The following is a 16664-nucleotide window of genomic DNA, read 5'->3' as shown; positions in this document are numbered from 1 at the left end:
TTAGGAGCCGATGAACTCGGATGGCAATGACCCGCTCCGACATCCGAGCCGCCGGGAGATCACGATGCCGAGATGGACGACGCCCGCCGCGGCGGCGTCGCGCCGGTCGCCGACGAAGTCACGGGCGAAACCGGTCACCCCGACCGCCCCGGTGATCCGGCCCTCGGCGTCGAAGAACGGCGCGGCCAGGCAGGAGATCTCGGCCTGCTCCTCTTCCTCCTCGATGGCGTAGCCGTCGGCGCGCACCCTCTCCAGCAGTGCCATGAACGTCTTCGAGCTGGACTCCCGGGCCCGCGGTCCCTGCCCGGCCGCCAGCCGCGGCAGCAGGACGGCGAGTTCGTCGGCGGGCAGGTGGGCCGCGATGGCCCGGCCCAGCGCGGTCAGGTCGAAGGGCGCGACCTTGCCCGGATAGGTGTCGAACTGGATGAAACCCGGGGTCGCGGCCTTGGCCACGTAGACCACCGACGCGCCGTCCAGGACCCCGATGTGGACGGGCATCCCCAGCTCCTCGGCGAGCGCGCGCATCTCGGCGGTCGCGATCTGCGACAGGTCGACCTTGCGCACCAGCTGGCTGGCCAGACTGTAGAGCCGCAGTGTGGGACGCCAGAAGTGGCTGCGCCCGATCACCCGGCGGGTGGCGTATCCGCGGTGCTCCAGGGTGTAGACGATGCTCGCGCAGGTCGCCAGCGGGATACGGGTCACCTTGGCCAGCGCCGTCAGCGTGAGGTCCTCCTCGGCCGTCACCAGCTGCTCAAGAACGGTCAGCGTGCGGTCCACACCCGGAGACGCCGGGCGCTCCGCCCCGCTGCCACCATCAGACATCGATCGGTCCTACCTCTCGGTTCGTCGTTCCCGTGCCTGGCGGCGCCGGTGGTCACCCTTCGGAACGGGGCTCTATATTCTGGTATTCCGATAATAGTTTCACTATATCGAAAGGATGGGATTCATGAGCGCTGAACACCCGAACCCGGAGCCGGCCGTTTCCGGTGTCGTAGCCATCATCCGCCTGCGTGAGGGTGAACCTGACGACGCCATCGCGACCGCCCTGCTGGAGGGCGGAGTGAACGTCATGGAGGTGACCCTGCCCACTCCTGGGGCCCTCGCCGCCATCCGCCGCTGGAACACCCACCCCGGCATTCTCGTCGGGGCCGGAACCGTGCGCACCGCCCGCGACGCCGAGGCCGCGATCGCCGCGGGCGCCCGCTTCCTGGTCACCCCCACCACCATGCCGGACGTCCTGGCCGTCGCCCACGCCGCCGGCGTGCCGGTGGCGTGCGGCGCGCTCACCCCGACCGAGATTGACCTGGCCTGGCGGCACGGCGCCGCCGCGGTCAAGGTCTTCCCCATCTCGGCCCTCGGCGGCGCCGGCTACCTGCGGGCCGTGCGCGAACCGCTCGACGACGTCCCCCTGCTGCCCACCGGCGGGGTGAGACTGGAAGACCTCGTCCCCTACGCCCGGATGGGGTGCGTCGGCGTCGGCATCGGCGGCGCGCTCGTCTCGGCGGACCTCGTCGCGGCCCGCCGCTGGGAGACGATGACCGAACGCGCGGGCGCCTTCGCCGCGGCGTGGCACGAAGGGCTGGTACGGCGAGATGCCTGACGTCCTGACACTCGGCGAGGCCATGGTCTGCCTGCGGGCCGACGGTCAGGTCCGGCTCGGCGGAACCGCCCGCCTCAGCGTCGCCGGCGCCGAGGCCAACGTCGCCATCGGCCTGACCCGGCTCGGACACGACATCGCGTTCGTCGGCGCGGTGGGGCCCGACCAGTTCGGCGAGCTCGTACGGCGTACCCTGCGCGCCGAGGGGGTCGGCATTCAGACGATCCGCACCGACCCGGCCCCGACCGGCATCGTGGTCTTCGAACAGCGCCTGGCCGGGGTGACCCGGGTCGACTACTACCGCCGCGGCTCGGCCGGCGCCGCATTGTGCGTCTCCGACGTGCGGGAGGCGTTCGCGGCGCTCCCGGCCCCGCCGCGGATCCTGCACATCACCGGGGTGACCCTGGCCCTGGGCGCGGGCCCGGCGCAGGCCGTACGCACCGCGGTGGAGCTGGCCAGGGCCGCAGGCGCGCGCGTCTGCCTGGACGTCAACCACCGCAGCCGGCTGTGGAGCGAGGCTTCGGCCCGCCCGGTGCTGACCGAGCTGGCGGCCCGGGCCGACATCGTCATCGCCTCCGACGACGAGCTCGCGCTCGCCGCGGCCGGTGACGACGAGGCGAGCCGGGTAGGGACGCTGCTCGCCGGGGGAGCGGCCGAGGTCGTCGTCAAGCGCGGGCCGGCCGGCGCCACGGCGTTCACCGCCGGCCAGGCGCTCAGCCTGCCGGCCAGGCCCGTCACCGCCGTCGACGCGATCGGCGCCGGCGACGCCTTCGTCGCCGGATACCTCTCCGGGCTGCTGGACGGCCTGCCGCCGGCCGGGCGGCTGGAACGGGCGATCACCACCGGGGCCTTCGCGGTCGCCGGCCACGGCGACTGGGAGGGGGCGCCGACCCGCGCGGAGTTGTCCATGCTCGACCTGCCGGACGGCACGGCGGTCCGGTGAGGGGACGCCACCCGGCGTAAAGCACGGCCTCGGCATCCGGCGGGCGGGGGGGCTCGCGTCGCGGGCGAGCCCGGACTCCGGCGACCTGGCACGCCTCACGTTCGCCGCGGACGGCCGCCGTGCGGCGCCGCCGGACTCGCCCGCTGTCACCGGATCCTGACATTGGCCAGTGTGAATTTTCTGCCTTCCGTCTGACAAATCCCATCACGGGCGAATTGTTGCTTACCGTGACGTACCCCCTTGCCTTTCCGGGATGCCGGTGTCACAGTTTCCAATTATCGAGACTCCGAATATGTCTTCGGAATACCGAAAACTCTTTCCCCCCTGTCATCACGTCCGGCACCGACACCGTGCGAGTGCCGTTCGAGGAGGCTGTCTCAGTGACTGAACCATCCAGGCGCCGAATGCTCCAAATGACCGGCGGAGCCGTCGTCGCCGGAGGCGCGTTGGCCGCCACCACCCCCCTGACCGGACTGTCGGCCGCGCACGCCGACACGGTCCTGCCGACCCCCCTGGCCGCGACCGACCCCGAACCGAACATCGAGCGCTCCAAGCACTGGTGGCCGGCGCAGCGCAACGTGTGGACGCCGATCGGGTGGAAAGGCCACCTGTTCCGCTTCAACTGCGTCTACAACGGGGCTCTCATCTGCGACCCGAGCTGGGTCCTCGCGGCCAAACCCAACACCGACCAGTACCGAGGCAAGAACTTCCAGACGACCGTCGTCATGCCCCTGCGCGGCGGCGGCTATCGCGACTTCCCGAACTCCGTACGCGAGGTCTGGGACGACGACCTCGGCTACCGCCAGCAAGGCTGGGAAGAGGAAAGCGACGCGCCCGTCCTGTGGACCGAGTTCCGACGCCAAGAAGGCCTCATCATCAAGCAATCGGTGTTCGCCCACGTCCCGGGCAACCAGCCCGTTGAGACGGCGATCGAGCCGATCTACTCCTGGACACGTTTCGAGGTCACATACGTCGATCCGCTGAACGCGCCGAAGGACTTCGTGTTCCAGCTCTGGCTCAGCGGGTCGTACATGAAGCCCATGGGGCCCTTCCAGGAGGAGAACGGCGTACCGCTCACGGTGCTCCCCGAGACGGCGCCGATCCTCGCCGGTCTGACGATGGGCCGGGTATGGAACCCGACCGGCAAGCCCATCACGGTGCCGATCACCATCGGTCCCGACAACAAGGTCCAGGCCATGGTGATCACCGCCGACAAGGGCTCGATCGCCATGAGCGAAAACCCGAAGGTCAAGGGCGTCTACGACCTGCGGCTCGGGCTACCGGTACAGGTAGGCGCCTTCGTCGACGTGCTGATTCCGATGATTCCGCAGCCACTCGCCGACGCCAAGGCCGAGGCCGCGCTGGGCCGCGACGGGGCACTCGCCCAGTGCCAGGGATACTGGAAGGAGAACGCGGCCACCCTCGCCACCGTCGACACCCCGGAAAACTACGTCAACCAGGTCATGCGCCGCGGTCCGCAGCTCGCTCAAGTGGTCGCGGAGAAGAGTCCCGACACTGGGATGTTCACCTTCCTGTCCGGCTCGTACGCCTACGACGCCCTGTGGAGCACGCCGACCTCCATGGTCAGCCACATGTTCCTGGACCGGATCGGCTTCCACGACGTCGTCGAACAGCACATCGAGATCTACAAGGTCACGCAGGGGACCCGGATCCCACCGGGAATCGCCTTCACCGGTGGCTCCTATCCCGGCTATCTGTCCACCCCCAAGACATTGCAGGCCATCGACTGGATGAGCGATCACGGCGCGATCCTGGAGATCCTGTCGGTGCACGCCCTGCTGACCAACCGTCCGGCGTTCATCACCAAATGGACCGACGTCATCGTCAAGGCGTGTGAGTACATCGTCCAGGCCTGCGCGCTCACCAACCACAGCGGCGTCAAGGGCCTGATGCCCCCCGGGCACTCCACCGACGAGGGTGTCGAGACCCAGGGCATGGTCAGCCAGTGCTGGACCTACAAGGGACTGGCCACGGCCGTCGAGTTCCTGCAGCGCATCAAGCATCCCCGGGCGGCTGAGTTCGCCACGTTCGCCGACACCTTCCGCGCGACCTTCGGCCAGGCCATTCGCGACCTTGCCGACAGGTCGCAGAAGTGGACCGACCCCCAGGGTAAGCAGTGGCCGGTCCTCAAACCCCAGTTCGCGGGAGACGGTGTCTGGGACTCCTTCACGATTTTCGACAGCGGCGCGCTGATGGCGGTATGGGCCGGGCTGCTGCCGGCCTCCGATCCGCTGATGAAGTCGTTCGTGGAGTTCTTCCGGGTGGGTCCCAACACCAAACTGTTCGACGCGGTGCACCACCACGCGCTGGACCGTGCCATCCTCGACCACGAACAGTCGTCCAGCGAGCCCTGCTACAGCTGGAACATGTTCCACACCTGGCAGCTCGGAGACCGGGCCCACTACATCGAGGGGTTGTACGGCCTGCTCACCGGCGGTCTCTCGCAGGACACCTACATCTCCAGCGAACACCGCCACGCGATCTACGGCAACCTCTTCTCCCACCCCATCATCACCTGGTGCCTCCTCCACTCGGTGATCGACGACAGCCTTGTCCCGAACCAGCTACAGCTGCTGCGGCTCTGCCCGCTGGAGTGGCTGTCGGGCAAGAAGCAGACCCGCTTCGAGAAGGTCCCGACCAAGTTCGGGCCGGTCACGCTGCGCTTCAAGCTGGAGGGCCGCGGCCACGACACGCTCAAGGTGGAGTTCCACGGCGACTGGCACCACAAGCCGGGACGCGTGGTCGTCGAGACACCGCCGCGGCCGGGGCTGAAGTGGATCGTCGTGAACGGAAACAGGTACCGAGCCGGCCGAAGGATTGAACTCTGATGACGACGTCGATACGGGCGACCGCGGTCGCCACGGCTCTCGCTCTCGCGGTCCTCACCGTCGCCCCGGCCGCGCACGCGGCGCCCGGCGACGACCGCAAGCGGCCCACCCCCACCCCCACCCTCACCGAGTCCTACCACTCCGGCAAATCCGGTAAGCCCAGCAAGCCGGGCAAAAAAATCAAGAAGTGGGATGTCAGCGGGCTCCGCGCCAAGGTGCTCGCCACGGCCCCCGAGCTGACCGCCCGCGCGGGGGCGTCCCGCGCCGCCGCGACCCCGTCGCCGGTGGCCAACGACGTCACCGGCGACGGACGTGCCGACCTCGTCGTCCAGCTCTCCAGCGCCGACGCCGGAGCGCTGCGCGTCTACCCCGGCAACGGGGCCACCACGTCCAACCCGTGGGGGACGACCTACACGGCGACCCCGGCGCAGTGGGAGTTCGCCGACACCCTGCTCGTCGGCGATGTCACCGGCGACAACCGGGCCGACGTCGTCGTACGCGACCCCTCGGCGAACAACGGGACGCTGTACATCTACCCCAACGACGGCTCCGGCTCGGCGAATCCCTGGCCAAGCCGCTACGCCGCCGGCACCGGGTGGAACACCGTCGACAAGATCCAGATGGGCGACGTCACCGGTGACGGCCATCCCGACCTCGTGGCCCGAAACCCCTCCTACGACGGCGGAACCCTCCTCGTATACCCGAACGCCGGCTCGTTGACATCGAACCCGTGGACACTGGCGCCGATCTGGTCGGGTAGCGGGTGGAATCTCGCTCAGATGATGATGCTCGACGACGTCAACGGCGACCAGCGCCCGGAAGTCGTCGTGCGCGACAGCGGCGGAGCCATCCGCGTTTACCAGCATAACGGTGCGACGTCGACGAACTTCTGGACCTCGGTTCTCTACGGGAGCACGGGCGGATGGAGCGCCGCCGACCGGCTGTCCATGGACGACGTCACCGGCGACGGGCGCCCGGACCTGATCGCGCGGGACGCCGGCGGCGCCCTGTGGATCCACCCCTGGCAGAGCGCCACGGCGGGTTCGATGTGGTCGCCGACGACCCGCTTCGCCGCGGGCTCCGGATTCGAGTACGCGCTCGACGTCGTGACCGGCGACATCAACGGCGACAACAAGCCCGACCTCATCGCCCACGTCGCCCGCAGCGGTGACCTGTGGCTGCTGCCGAACACCAAGGCGGCCACCGGCAACCCCTGGCCCGACCGGGTCAGCGCCGGCACCGACTGGGGCTTCGCCTCTCAGGTGCTGCTCGCCGACATCAACGGCGACCGGCTCCAGGACGTGCTCGCCGTCGACAAGCGCCTCGCCAACGGCACCCTGTGGATCTACCTCAACAACGGGTCCACGACCGGCCTGCGCTGGACCGACCGCTACTTCGGCGGAACCGGCTGGAACATCTTCAACCACCTGATGGCCGCGGACGTCACCGGCGACGGCCGCGCCGACCTCGTCGGACGAGACAACGCCGGCGACATGTACGCCTACCCCGGCAACGGATCCGCCACCACCTTCCCCTGGACGCCGCGCGCCTGGGTCGGCAGCAACTGGCAGACGGCCACCCGGCTCGCCCTGGGTGACATGGACCGCGACGGCATCGCCGACCTCGTCGACCTGGAGAACGACGGATCCCTGTGGGTCTTCCCGACCGGCGCGTCAACCGATCCGATCGTGATTCCGGGCAACTGGACCGGAACGCGGTCGCTCGGCCTCGGCCACGTGACCGGCGGCTCCGGGCCGGACCTGGTGGTCGGTGACGCCTCCGGCGGACTGTCGATCTACGCCGACAACGGCGCCACCTCGGGCAACCGCTGGTCCAGCACCCCCAGATCGGGCGGCACCGGCTTCCAGGGCGCGCTCTCCCTGGTGCTTTAGGGGCCCGTGACACAACCCTTGCCGGGAAACCGGTCCGGACAGGAGCCGGTCACCCGGTCAACCTTCGGAGCCGGTGTCGGCCATCGAGAGGAATCAGGCATGACAGATCATATGAAGGTGGGTATCCACACCGACCAGGCTCCGCCCCCGCGAGGCGCCTACTCCCAGGCGATCGTCGTCGGAGATCTCGTCCACACCGCGGGCTTCGGGCCGGTCGACCCGGTGACCCGGACGATCGTCGGCGACGACGTCGCCGAGCAGACCCGCCAGACGCTGCGCAACGTCGCGGCCGCGCTGCAGGCCGCGGGCGCGGACCTGCAGGACGTCGTCAAGGTGACCGCGCACCTGGCCGACATCGACAACGACTGGGACGGCTTCGACATGGCCTACCGCGAGTTCTTCGACGAGCCGCGCCCGGCCCGTACGACCGCCGGATCCAGCCTCGGCGGAATCCTCGTGGAGATCGACGTCGTCGCGGTCAAGGGCAGCCGCCGACGGTCCTGATCCTCACGACGCGCGCGCCGAGCCGGCCTGGGGGCCATCGGCGCGCGGTGTGGAGGACCTGGCCGGACACGCTCGACTCCGTCCAGCGTGTCCGGCCAGGTCCTCGACCGCTCGAAGTGACACCGCGCTACCACCTACTGGTGGTGACGACCACCGACTCCGCCTTTTGCCATGCCCGGCTCGTATTCACTCCGTCGGTGCGCGACAGACAGCAACGGCACGGCGGCCGCACCGTCGGTGCGGCACTTTTTCGACGGCCGCACCCGGGGGGACGCTCCGGTTCGGGGCCGCGGTCCGCAAGCCGAAATTGTCGATGCCGGACGCGATGATGGGATCATGACCGACGCACTCCCCGGCACTCTTCTCGCCGATCAGACCGCCTACGCCGAAGCCGTTCAGCTCGCTCGCGCTGCTGAAGCTCTACGTCGGTGGATCGACCGAAGCCGAGAGCGCAGCCACTGAGCGCACCGCCGGCGCTGAACGTGACGCCCTGCAGGGTGAACCACACCGGGCTTCGTCGGGATGATGATGTGCCCCGACTTTCGTGGAGTCGCTTAATACCGGAGGCACGTGGCGTGATCTTGCTCTTTCGTCGTACCCGGTAGTGGGCAATTGCTTCCAAGCTGGGCAACAACGCTTAGCCATGCTGGCCCCACCTCGATATCGAGGGTGTGCCCGACCCGGAGCACGTTCCCTGGATCGACCCCGACCCATCCGGCCTGGCGAACGGCCCGGTGTCAGCGGCTTCACCGATCAGAAATCCTCCGCCACGTCGTCAGTTCTGTTAGTTTTCGCACCGGTGGAAGGATTGATGACCATGACCGACAGCAGACCGCTGGGCGCCGACGAGGCCACGTTCCTCGCGGCGGTCCGCTCAGGCGACACGGCGCGGTTCGCACTCATCACGGAGCGCCACCGGCGTGAGCTGCAGGTGCACTGCTACCGGATGCTCGCGAACTACGAGGACGCCCAGGACCTGACGCAGGAGACGTTCCTGCGAGCGTGGAACAAGCGGGGGGCGTTCAAGGGCCACGCGGCCCTGCGGACCTGGCTGTACCGGATCGCGACGAACGCCTGCCTCGACTTCCTGGAGAAGCGCAACGACCGCACACCCGTACCATCCGAGCTGCCGGACCCCGGCTCCGAGGTGCTGTACCTGCAGCCCTACCCCGACCGGATGCTCCCCGAGGACCCGCAGGAATCGGTGGTGGCGCGGGAGACGATCGAGCTGGCGTTCATCGTCGCCGTCCAATACCTGCCGCCGCGGCAGCGGGCGGTGCTCATCCTGCGCGACGTCCTCGGCTGGCCGGCGTCGAAGGCCGCCGACGCCCTCGAGCTGACCGTCGCGTCGGTGACCAGCGCACTGCAGCGGGCGCGCGTGACGATGCGCGAGCAGCTGCCCGACCGCCGCCTCGATTGGCGGAGCCCCGCCACCCACGAGCTGTCGAATGACGAGCGGGGCGTGGTGAAGTCGTATATGGACGCCCATGAGCGCAACGACCTGGACGGGCTGATGGCCCTGCTGCGCGACGACCTGCGCTTCGCGATGCTGCCCGAACCGGGAACCTCGGTCATCACGGCCAAGGACGCGGTGGACGGCTGGGTCTCCGGTGGGCTCTTCCAGCGCGGCCACGACGACTGGCGCTGTATCACCACGACGGTCAACCGCATGCCTGCCGCCGTGCTGTACCTCCGCACCCCCGACGACCCGGAGTACCGGCTGTTTACCATCGCGGTCCTGCACATCGTCGACGGGAAGATCGCCGAGCTCACCGGATTCGACGCCACCGACAAACCATGGCTGGGCCTGCCCCCGACACTGTCATCAGACAAAAGCCCCATCGTCGACGAGTCCAGCGTACGGGCCGCCGTCACCGAAGTCACCGCGGAATGAGCACCCCGACCAGCTGAACACCAACGCGACAACGCGAACACCACCGCCCCGCCGGCGTTGCCGGCGGGGCATCTTCATGCCCGAAGAACATCGTCACGATCAACGACGCCGTCGCCCTCATCTCCAGCACGTCGGTCAACAGCTCACTCGGAACGCAAGGAAGGGCCCGGGGAAGGTTCCCTCATAGCCGAGGGTCACGGTGAGCACGCCAGGAAGGATTTCGACCTGGCCTCACGAGCCGAGCATCTGGCCCGTGCTCATCGCCTCGTCTCGTATCGGGTCAGCACCACGCCGCCGGGAAACGTCCGCGTCTCCACCAGGTTCAGGTTCACCCAGCTGTCCAGGGCCGTGAAGAACGGCGTGCCGCCGCCCAGCAAGGCCGGTGCGGTGACCAGCACGTACTCGTCGATCAGCCCGGCCCGCATGGCCGCCCCGGCGAGCGTGGCGCCGCTGATGTCCATCGGGCCGCCGTCCTCGGCCTTGAGCCGGGTGATCTCGGTGACCGCGTCGCCGGTGACCAGGCGGGTGTTCCAGTCGACCTTGTCGATCGTCGATGAGAACACCACCTTCGGCATGTCCCGCCAGCGGCGGGCGTACTCGATCTCCGCCGGTGTGGCGCCGGGCTGCTGGTCGGCGGTCGGCCAGTGGGAGCTCATCGTCTCCCACAGTTTGCGCCCGTACAGCGCCAGGCCGGTCGCCCCCACCCGGTCGGACCACCACTGGAACAGCTCGTCGCTCGGTACGCCCCAGCCGAGGTCGTCGCCGGGCGCGGCGATGTAGCCGTCCAGGCTCAGGTTCATGCCGAAGATCAGTTTCCGCATCGTGCCAGCCTCCTGTGAGTCGATCTCACACGTACAGACGGGTACGGCGCGGAAACCTAATCGGTGCGCGATCTGTGTCCGCAGGTAGTCCTCGCGTTCCGGACTCGGCACGGCGTACTCGGCTGGGCTCGAGCACTACCCACCGGATCTCGACTTCACCCTCGTAGGGGTGTGACCCAGATACGCTCCAAACCCGCCACGAGATGATCTTGGGCTAGGCCGTCGCGACGTCGTGCCGCGTAGGTCAGAGAACCGCAGGACAGCCCGGGCAGGAGAACAGGAACTCGCGCGGCACGAACCCGGCGGTGCCGGCGCGCTCGGGTGCGCCGCGCCACCGCCATCCGGCTTCCGTGTCAATTCTGTCCGTGTTGCTGCGTGGGACGTCGGGGCCCCGGACAACTGCCCGGCTTCCGCTCAGCGCTTCCGCTCACTCAGGACGCAGAACTCGTTGCCCTCCGGGTCGAGGAGGGTCACCCAGTGCTGCTCGTCCTGCACGGTGTCGGCACGCCGGGCACCGAGGGAGAGCAGCCGGGCGACCTCGGCCTCCTGGTCGTCGGGGCGGAAGTCGGGGTGGAGCCGGTTCTTCGACGTCTTGCCCTCGGGGACAGGCACGAAGAGCAGCCCCGGCATCTGGTCCGGCTCAGGCCGGATCTCGATGATTTCCTCGGATTCGTCGACCACTACCCAGCCGAGAGCCTTGGCCCACCAGCGCCCGAGAGCGACGGGGTCGGCGGAGTCGACGATGATCTGTTCCCATTCCAGTGCCATGGGCCTGAGCATAGACGGGACCGGCGGCCCACCCGTCCCTCCGTCGAGGGGCGGGCCGCCCCGGCGGCCCTGGCTCATCATCTCCCAGCAGTGACAGGAGAGCGAACACGGCCTCGGAGTCCTGGCTCAGACACCAGCCGCAAGGTAGCGGTGGATCACGCCTCTGCGGTCGCGGTGGCCTGCTCGTCGTGTTCGCGCAGCATCCGCATGACGGTAGCCGGTGACGGGTGCTGGCCCTTCTTCTTGCCGCTGGTGATGACGAGCTTCGCGGCTATGTCGCGCAGGCTCAGACCTTGATCCCGGTAGTGCAGGGCCATGGCGAGCATGTCCGGGTCGGCGACGGTGGCGCCGCCGATGGTCTTGCCGCGTTTGCGGGCGGACTCGTGGCCTTCGAGGGTGCGGTCGCGGATGTACTCGCGTTCCATGCCGGACAGCGCGGCGAGCACGGTGAACACGACCCCGGAGGGATCGTGCTGGCCCTGGAGCTCTCCGGTGAGGAACTCCAGCCCGACCTCGGACGCTTTGAGTTCTTCGGCGAGCGTGGCGAGGTCGATGCCGCGGCCGAGGCGCTTGTGCTCGTGGACGACGAGGGTGACCGCGACGCCGGAGGCGCGCAGTTCCCGCGCTAGTGCGGTGGCCACATACGTTGGCAGGCTCGGTCGATTGGCCGGTGGCTGAGGTGTGCTGATCTCGCGGTGGGTTATCGACAGGGTCTACCCGTCAGGGAAGGAGACCTTGTCATGGCTGAACGAGTACGAGCGCGCCGGTTGACTCCCGAAGAAGGCGCTGAACTGCTGCGGATCGTGCGCCGCGGCGAGCACGGCTCGATCCGGGTCCGCCGGGCGATGATCATCATGGCGTCCGCCTCGGGAAACACCGCCCCGGCGATCGCCCGCCTGGTGGCCGCCGACGATGACACCGTGCGCGATGTGATCCACGCCTTCAACGACCACGGCCTGGCCGCGCTGGACCCTCACTGGGCGGGCGGACGCCCCCGCCGGATCACCGCTGAGGACGAGGCGTTCATCGTGGCCACCGCCAAAACGCGGCCCAAGCGCCTGGGACTGCCGTTCACCCACTGGAGCATCCGCAAACTCACCGACCATCTGGCCACCGGCGCCGAACACCGGGTGGACATCGGCCGCGAGCGGCTGCGCCAGATCCTGCGCGGCCACCACATCTCTTTTCAGCGCACCCGCACCTGGAAGGAGTCCACCGACCCAGCCTTCGACGCCAAACTGGATCGCATCGAGGAGGTCACCGGCCGCTTTCCCGATCGGTGCTTTCGCCTTCGACCAGTTCGGGCCGCTGTCGATCCGGCCGGTGCACGGCACCTGCTGGGCCCGGCAGACCCACCCTGACCGGCTGCCGGCCACCTACCACCGCACCTGCGGGGTGCGCTACTTCCACGGCTGCCACTCCCTGGGCGAGGACCGGCTATGGGGAGTGACCCGGACCCGTAAAGGCGGTGACCATACCCTGGCCGCGCTGAAAAGCATCCGCGCCGCCCGTCGTCCGGACGGCGCCCCGGTCTACGTCATCGTGGACAACCTGTCGGCCAACACCACACCCGCCATCCGCTCCTGGGCGCGCCGTCACAAGGTCGAGTTGTGTCTCACCCCGACGTATGCCTCCTGGGCCAACCCGATCGAGCCGCATTTCGGGCCGCTGCGCAGTTTCGTGATCGCCAACTCCGACCTGCCCAATCACCTGGTGCTGGCCCGTGACCTGCAGGCCTACCTGCGCTGGCGCAACGCCCACGCCCGTCATCCCGATGTGCTGGCCGCCCAGCGCCGCGAACGCGCCCGCATCCGCAGCGAACGACAACAACGCTGGGGACGACCTCGCCCCAAAGCCTCATGAGAGTCAATCCGGGAAACATATGTGGTCACCGCACTAGCCCCGTTTTCCGCACGTTGGGGTGGGTGGGGTTCGGCTGAGCCGTTGACCTGCTCGAGCGGCTCGGAACCGGTACGACATGCGGTCGTGAGACAACGCGCGCAGTTCGGTGTCCCGAGTGTGGAAAAGACCCTCGGGGCGCTGCCGGTGGTGGCGGATTTCTGCCGGAAGTTGAGGATCGCCGATGTGGTCGATGCCCTCTGCCCCGTGGGTGACCTGGCCGAACTCACCCACGGCCAAGTCATCGAGGTGCTGGTCGCCAACCGGCTGACCTCTCCGGCGCCGCTGGTCCACGTGGCCGACCGGGCTCAGGCCTGGGCGGTGGGCGAGGCCTTCGGCATCGAGGCCGACCTGCTCAACGACGACCGGATCGGCCGAGCGCTGGACGCGATCGCCCCGCACCTGGATCACCTCACCGGATCGGTCGGACCGACCGCGATCGAGGCGTTCGGCGTCGAGGCCTCCCGCATGCACTGGGACATGACCTCGATCTCCCTGCACGGAGCTTATGAGCAGGCCGAACAGGGATATGCGGCGCCGAGGTTCGGCCATCCCAAAGATCGCCGCCCGGATCTGAAGCAGATCCAAGCGGGGATCGCCGTCACCGGCGACGGCGCCATCTCGGTGTTTCATCGCGCCTTCGACGGCGGAGCCGGCGAGGTCGGCCAGGTCATCGGCGCGATGAAGGCACTGCAACGACTGGCCTCGGCCCAGCGACTGCTGATGATCGGCGACTCCAAGCTGATCTCGTATCCGAACCTGGCCGCGATGTGCGCCGACGGCGTCGCCTTCATCGCCCCGGCCTCCAAGACCTACGTCCCGGCCACCGAGTTGGCCGGCCTGGACCTGTCCGCCGCCACCCGAATCGACCACGTCGCCCGGCGCGATGCGGCCAAAGCCGCCCCCGAGCGGGGATCGTGGCACGTGGTCGAAGACACCATGGCCTTGGCCGGGCCACGCAAGAAGGACCCGGTACTCGCGCTGCGGCGGGTGTTCGTCCACTCCTCGGCCCGCGCCCGGGCCGCGGCCGCCGCCCGGGCCAAGAAGCTCGATCGGGCCCGCGATGACCTGGAGCGGCTCCAACGCGGCCTGGGCAGCAGGCACTACCCCGACCTCGACAAAGTCACCGCCCGGATCGCGGTGATCAGCCGCGAACGCCAAGTCCGGCGAGCCCTTGCCCTGCACGGGAGCACCAAGGTCGACGGCTTGTACGCGGGCAGGCCCGCCGTCCCCACCGGACGGTTGATCTTCGAGGCGCTGGCCGGTCTGCGGATCATCCCCGGGACCGGCCAGTCCCCTCCCGTCATCCCTCAGCCCACACCCGTTCAGGCCCATCTCCTCGATTTACTGGACGTGGACCCGCGAGATCTCCGCTGACAATCGGCCACGTGCGGAAAACGGGACTAGCGTGACGGCCCTGTCCAGCTCGGGCCGCTTCGTGACCCGGGTGGAGATCTCTCCCGAGAAGACCCGGGTCACCCCGGCCTCGACCTGCGCACGCGATCCGGCCCGGTAGAGCGTGATCTTGCCCAGATCCCGGATCCGCGGGGAGAGCTGCAAGCCGAGCAGGTCGAACAAGCCGAAGTTGACCAGTGTGACCCCGTGGGTGTCCGTCGCGTGCTCGGTGACGGGAATGTCGGTCGCGTTCCCGAGAATCTCGTCGAGGACGTAGTGGGCCTCGCGCTTGGTCGCGACGATGACTTTCGTGCCGTAGGTGGTGTGCTGGTCGGTCGCGTGTGTGTACGTCGAGAGCCCCTCGGACGCGAAGTACCGGCTCAAAGCCCTTGCGGTGACTGACTTTCCGCGCGTGGGGAACCGCTGTCCGTCCAATGAGGACAGGGTGCCGGTGCCGAAGATCGGGGTGAGTGGCAGGCGCTGGTGGTAGTCGATGATGGCCAGGTTCGCCGCGCGCAGCGTTTCCTCCCGTACGTACCACTCCGACGTCCACGCGAGCACGTCGTAGGAGATCCCGCACGCGTCGGCCATCCGCGTCAGCCCGAGATTGGTGGAGTGGGCCAGCAGCACCGCGATCAAGTTCCGCTTCAGCTCGGGGCTGCGGGCCTGCTTGCCGCCAGCGTGGTTGAAGCAATCCAGGTAGCCGGTGCGTTTGTCCAGCTCGATCAGCAGCGACACGAACGGTCAGCTCCGCCTTCAACGCAGTCGCCTCGGCCGGGGCGTCCTCGGCGGTCAGCGGCGAGATCACCAGATCACCGCCGTCGTCCAGACGCACCAGGCCATCCCCAACAGCGAGGACTCCCTCCAGCTCGCCGAGCGCCTCACCCAGCTCGTCGGCGGCCGCAGCCAGCGCGCGGTCGGGGTCGGCGGGCTTGCCGACCAGCTGGCAGAACTCCGCGCGCTGGTCGACCCACTTGTCCGGTGTGAGCAGGTAGGCGGCCGGGTCGGAGTAACGACGCGAGCCCGGCACGAACACGTCCCCGCTGCGCAGCCCATCGCGCAGCGCCAGCAGGGTGCACAGCTCCCAGTAGTGCCGGTAGGCGCTGGTGTTGCCAGACTTCGCCGCGGTCTCGAGGTAGCCGCGCCACCGCGCGGGCACGAACCCGTCCGGCGCATCGGCTGGGACCCGGCGAGCGCCGGTGGCGTTGAGCTCGCGCAGGATCTCCAACGCCTCCAGCAACCCGGCCGAGGCGGTGCCACCGGCAAACCGCACCGCCGCAAGTACCTGCGGGGTGAACTGCCGCAGATACCCATACGACCCGTCCAGCGCGGCGAGGTGCCCGTGATCGCGCGGCAACCGTGGAGCGGCCTGCGTCACCGCCGACCGCAGGCGAGGCCAGCCGATCCGTTCACCTCGGATCAGGTCGCCGATCTGCTCGTCGCTGATCTGCGGGTCGGTGATGATGACCAGCAGATCATCCAGCAGCACCTGCCGGTCTTCTCCGGCTTTGCCCCGTTCGGCCAGCGCGTCGCGCATCTTGCGTTCGGCCTTGCTCTCCCGCGCGGAGATCGCCTGGTCGAACAGCTGCACAACCTCGTCGAGCACGTCGGTCGCCGACTGCGCCAGCATCGTCAGCAGGATCGGGTACCGGCGCTGCGGATCGCGGCGTTCCAGCGCCTGCGCGGTCAACCGCCGACCGACCGTGGCCAGGAACCTGCGCCGCTCGGCAGGCAGCGCCGACAGGTCCAGACCGTCCGCGCCCAACGAGCGCAGGAACTCCAGCTTGGCGACCTCGGCCTTCACCGCGGCCGGGGACGCCTCCACCGGGCCGGTGGCCAGCCACCGCAGACGGGTCATGCGGATCTCCGGATCGGTGATCAGCAGCCCGTCCAGCGCGGCGCACCGTGCCTCGGTGAACTCGTGCGCCAGCCGGTCGAACGTCTCCCGCTGCGCCTCGGCACGGGCGTGGGCGACCCGCTCGACCACGGTCACCAGTCCCGGACGGATCACGCGTGCCGAGATCAGGTACTCACACCCGAGCCGGAACAGCAGGGTCGGCGAGTCATGTTCCATCGCCCTGGCGAGCAGGAACTCGTCTAGG

The 16664-nt window shown here is 68.9% G+C and carries 13 protein-coding genes and 1 pseudogene; 9 read left to right on the top strand and 5 right to left on the bottom strand.

The window, feature by feature from the left end; all coding sequences use genetic code 11:
- Positions 1 to 822 carry an IclR family transcriptional regulator gene (locus ACQP0P_RS26235; RefSeq protein WP_433359137.1) on the bottom strand — a complete coding sequence of 274 codons (822 nt, stop codon included), beginning with the start codon at positions 820 to 822 and terminating at the stop codon, positions 1 to 3.
- Between the two features lie 124 nt (positions 823 to 946).
- Here ACQP0P_RS26235 and ACQP0P_RS26230 point away from each other — a divergent pair, with 124 nt between their 5' ends.
- The 6 genes from ACQP0P_RS26230 (at position 947) to ACQP0P_RS26205 (ending at position 9679) form a co-directional block, all read left to right on the top strand.
- The gene (locus ACQP0P_RS26230; RefSeq protein ID WP_433359136.1) at positions 947 to 1600 is read left to right on the top strand and encodes a bifunctional 4-hydroxy-2-oxoglutarate aldolase/2-dehydro-3-deoxy-phosphogluconate aldolase; all 654 of its coding nucleotides are present in this window, start codon (positions 947 to 949) and stop codon (positions 1598 to 1600) included.
- Positions 1593 to 2540 carry a sugar kinase gene (locus tag ACQP0P_RS26225; protein ID WP_433359135.1) on the top strand — a complete coding sequence of 316 codons (948 nt, stop codon included), beginning with the start codon at positions 1593 to 1595 and terminating at the stop codon, positions 2538 to 2540. The genes ACQP0P_RS26230 and ACQP0P_RS26225 overlap by 8 nt, the downstream gene beginning before the upstream one ends.
- A 413-nt stretch (positions 2541 to 2953) precedes the next feature.
- Positions 2954 to 5389, top strand: a complete 2436-nt coding sequence (locus tag ACQP0P_RS26220) for a hypothetical protein (protein ID WP_433359134.1) — start codon at positions 2954 to 2956, stop codon at positions 5387 to 5389.
- Positions 5389 to 7281, top strand: a complete 1893-nt coding sequence (locus ACQP0P_RS26215) for an FG-GAP repeat domain-containing protein (protein ID WP_433359133.1) — start codon at positions 5389 to 5391, stop codon at positions 7279 to 7281. Before ACQP0P_RS26220 ends, ACQP0P_RS26215 begins: the two co-directional genes overlap by 1 nt.
- Positions 7282 to 7380: 99 nt before the next feature.
- On the top strand, positions 7381 to 7785 hold the full coding sequence (locus ACQP0P_RS26210) for a RidA family protein (RefSeq protein WP_433359132.1): 405 nt from the start codon (positions 7381 to 7383) through the stop codon (positions 7783 to 7785).
- An 817-nt stretch (positions 7786 to 8602) separates the two neighbouring features.
- Positions 8603 to 9679 (top strand): RNA polymerase subunit sigma-70, encoded by a 1077-nt coding sequence (locus ACQP0P_RS26205; RefSeq protein WP_433359131.1) that lies wholly within the window; start codon positions 8603 to 8605, stop codon positions 9677 to 9679.
- A 257-nt stretch (positions 9680 to 9936) separates the two neighbouring features.
- On the opposite strand, the gene ACQP0P_RS26200 is transcribed toward ACQP0P_RS26205, so the two are convergent.
- The 3 genes from ACQP0P_RS26200 to ACQP0P_RS26190 form a co-directional block, all read right to left on the bottom strand.
- The gene (locus ACQP0P_RS26200; RefSeq protein WP_433359130.1) at positions 9937 to 10500 is read right to left on the bottom strand and encodes a dihydrofolate reductase family protein; all 564 of its coding nucleotides are present in this window, start codon (positions 10498 to 10500) and stop codon (positions 9937 to 9939) included.
- Between the two features lie 414 nt (positions 10501 to 10914).
- Entirely contained in the window at positions 10915 to 11268 is a 354-nt protein-coding gene (locus tag ACQP0P_RS26195) for a VOC family protein (protein ID WP_358861623.1), read from the bottom strand.
- 155 nt (positions 11269 to 11423) lie between these two features.
- On the bottom strand, positions 11424 to 11909 hold the full coding sequence (locus ACQP0P_RS26190) for a recombinase family protein (RefSeq protein ID WP_433359129.1): 486 nt from the start codon (positions 11907 to 11909) through the stop codon (positions 11424 to 11426).
- Between the two features lie 99 nt (positions 11910 to 12008).
- Between ACQP0P_RS26190 and ACQP0P_RS26185 the strand changes: the two are divergent.
- Together ACQP0P_RS26185 and ACQP0P_RS26180 are read left to right on the top strand one after the other, a co-directional pair.
- Positions 12009 to 13131: pseudogene (locus tag ACQP0P_RS26185) on the top strand (IS630 family transposase).
- Positions 13132 to 13287: 156 nt separating this feature from the next.
- Positions 13288 to 14544, top strand: coding sequence for an IS1634 family transposase (locus ACQP0P_RS26180; RefSeq protein ID WP_433359128.1), 1257 nt, complete (start codon positions 13288 to 13290; stop codon positions 14542 to 14544).
- Here ACQP0P_RS26180 and ACQP0P_RS26175 read toward each other — a convergent pair.
- Complete coding sequence (locus tag ACQP0P_RS26175) at positions 14512 to 15300, bottom strand: Tn3 family transposase (protein WP_433359127.1); 789 nt, start codon at positions 15298 to 15300, stop codon at positions 14512 to 14514. The genes ACQP0P_RS26180 and ACQP0P_RS26175 overlap by 33 nt on opposite strands.
- Between ACQP0P_RS26175 and ACQP0P_RS26170 the strand changes: the two genes are divergently transcribed.
- Positions 15275 to 16663 carry a hypothetical protein gene (locus tag ACQP0P_RS26170; RefSeq protein ID WP_433359126.1) on the top strand — a complete coding sequence of 463 codons (1389 nt, stop codon included), beginning with the start codon at positions 15275 to 15277 and terminating at the stop codon, positions 16661 to 16663. The genes ACQP0P_RS26175 and ACQP0P_RS26170 overlap by 26 nt on opposite strands.
- Position 16664: the final 1 nt, after the last annotated feature.

It is taken from the genome of Streptosporangium sp. CA-115845 (assembly GCF_050943795.1).
In the GTDB taxonomy this organism is placed as follows: Bacteria; Actinomycetota; Actinomycetes; order Streptosporangiales; family Streptosporangiaceae; genus Streptosporangium.
The sequence above is the reverse complement of the archived record's forward strand: the minus strand, read 5'-3'. Positions and strand labels throughout refer to the sequence as shown.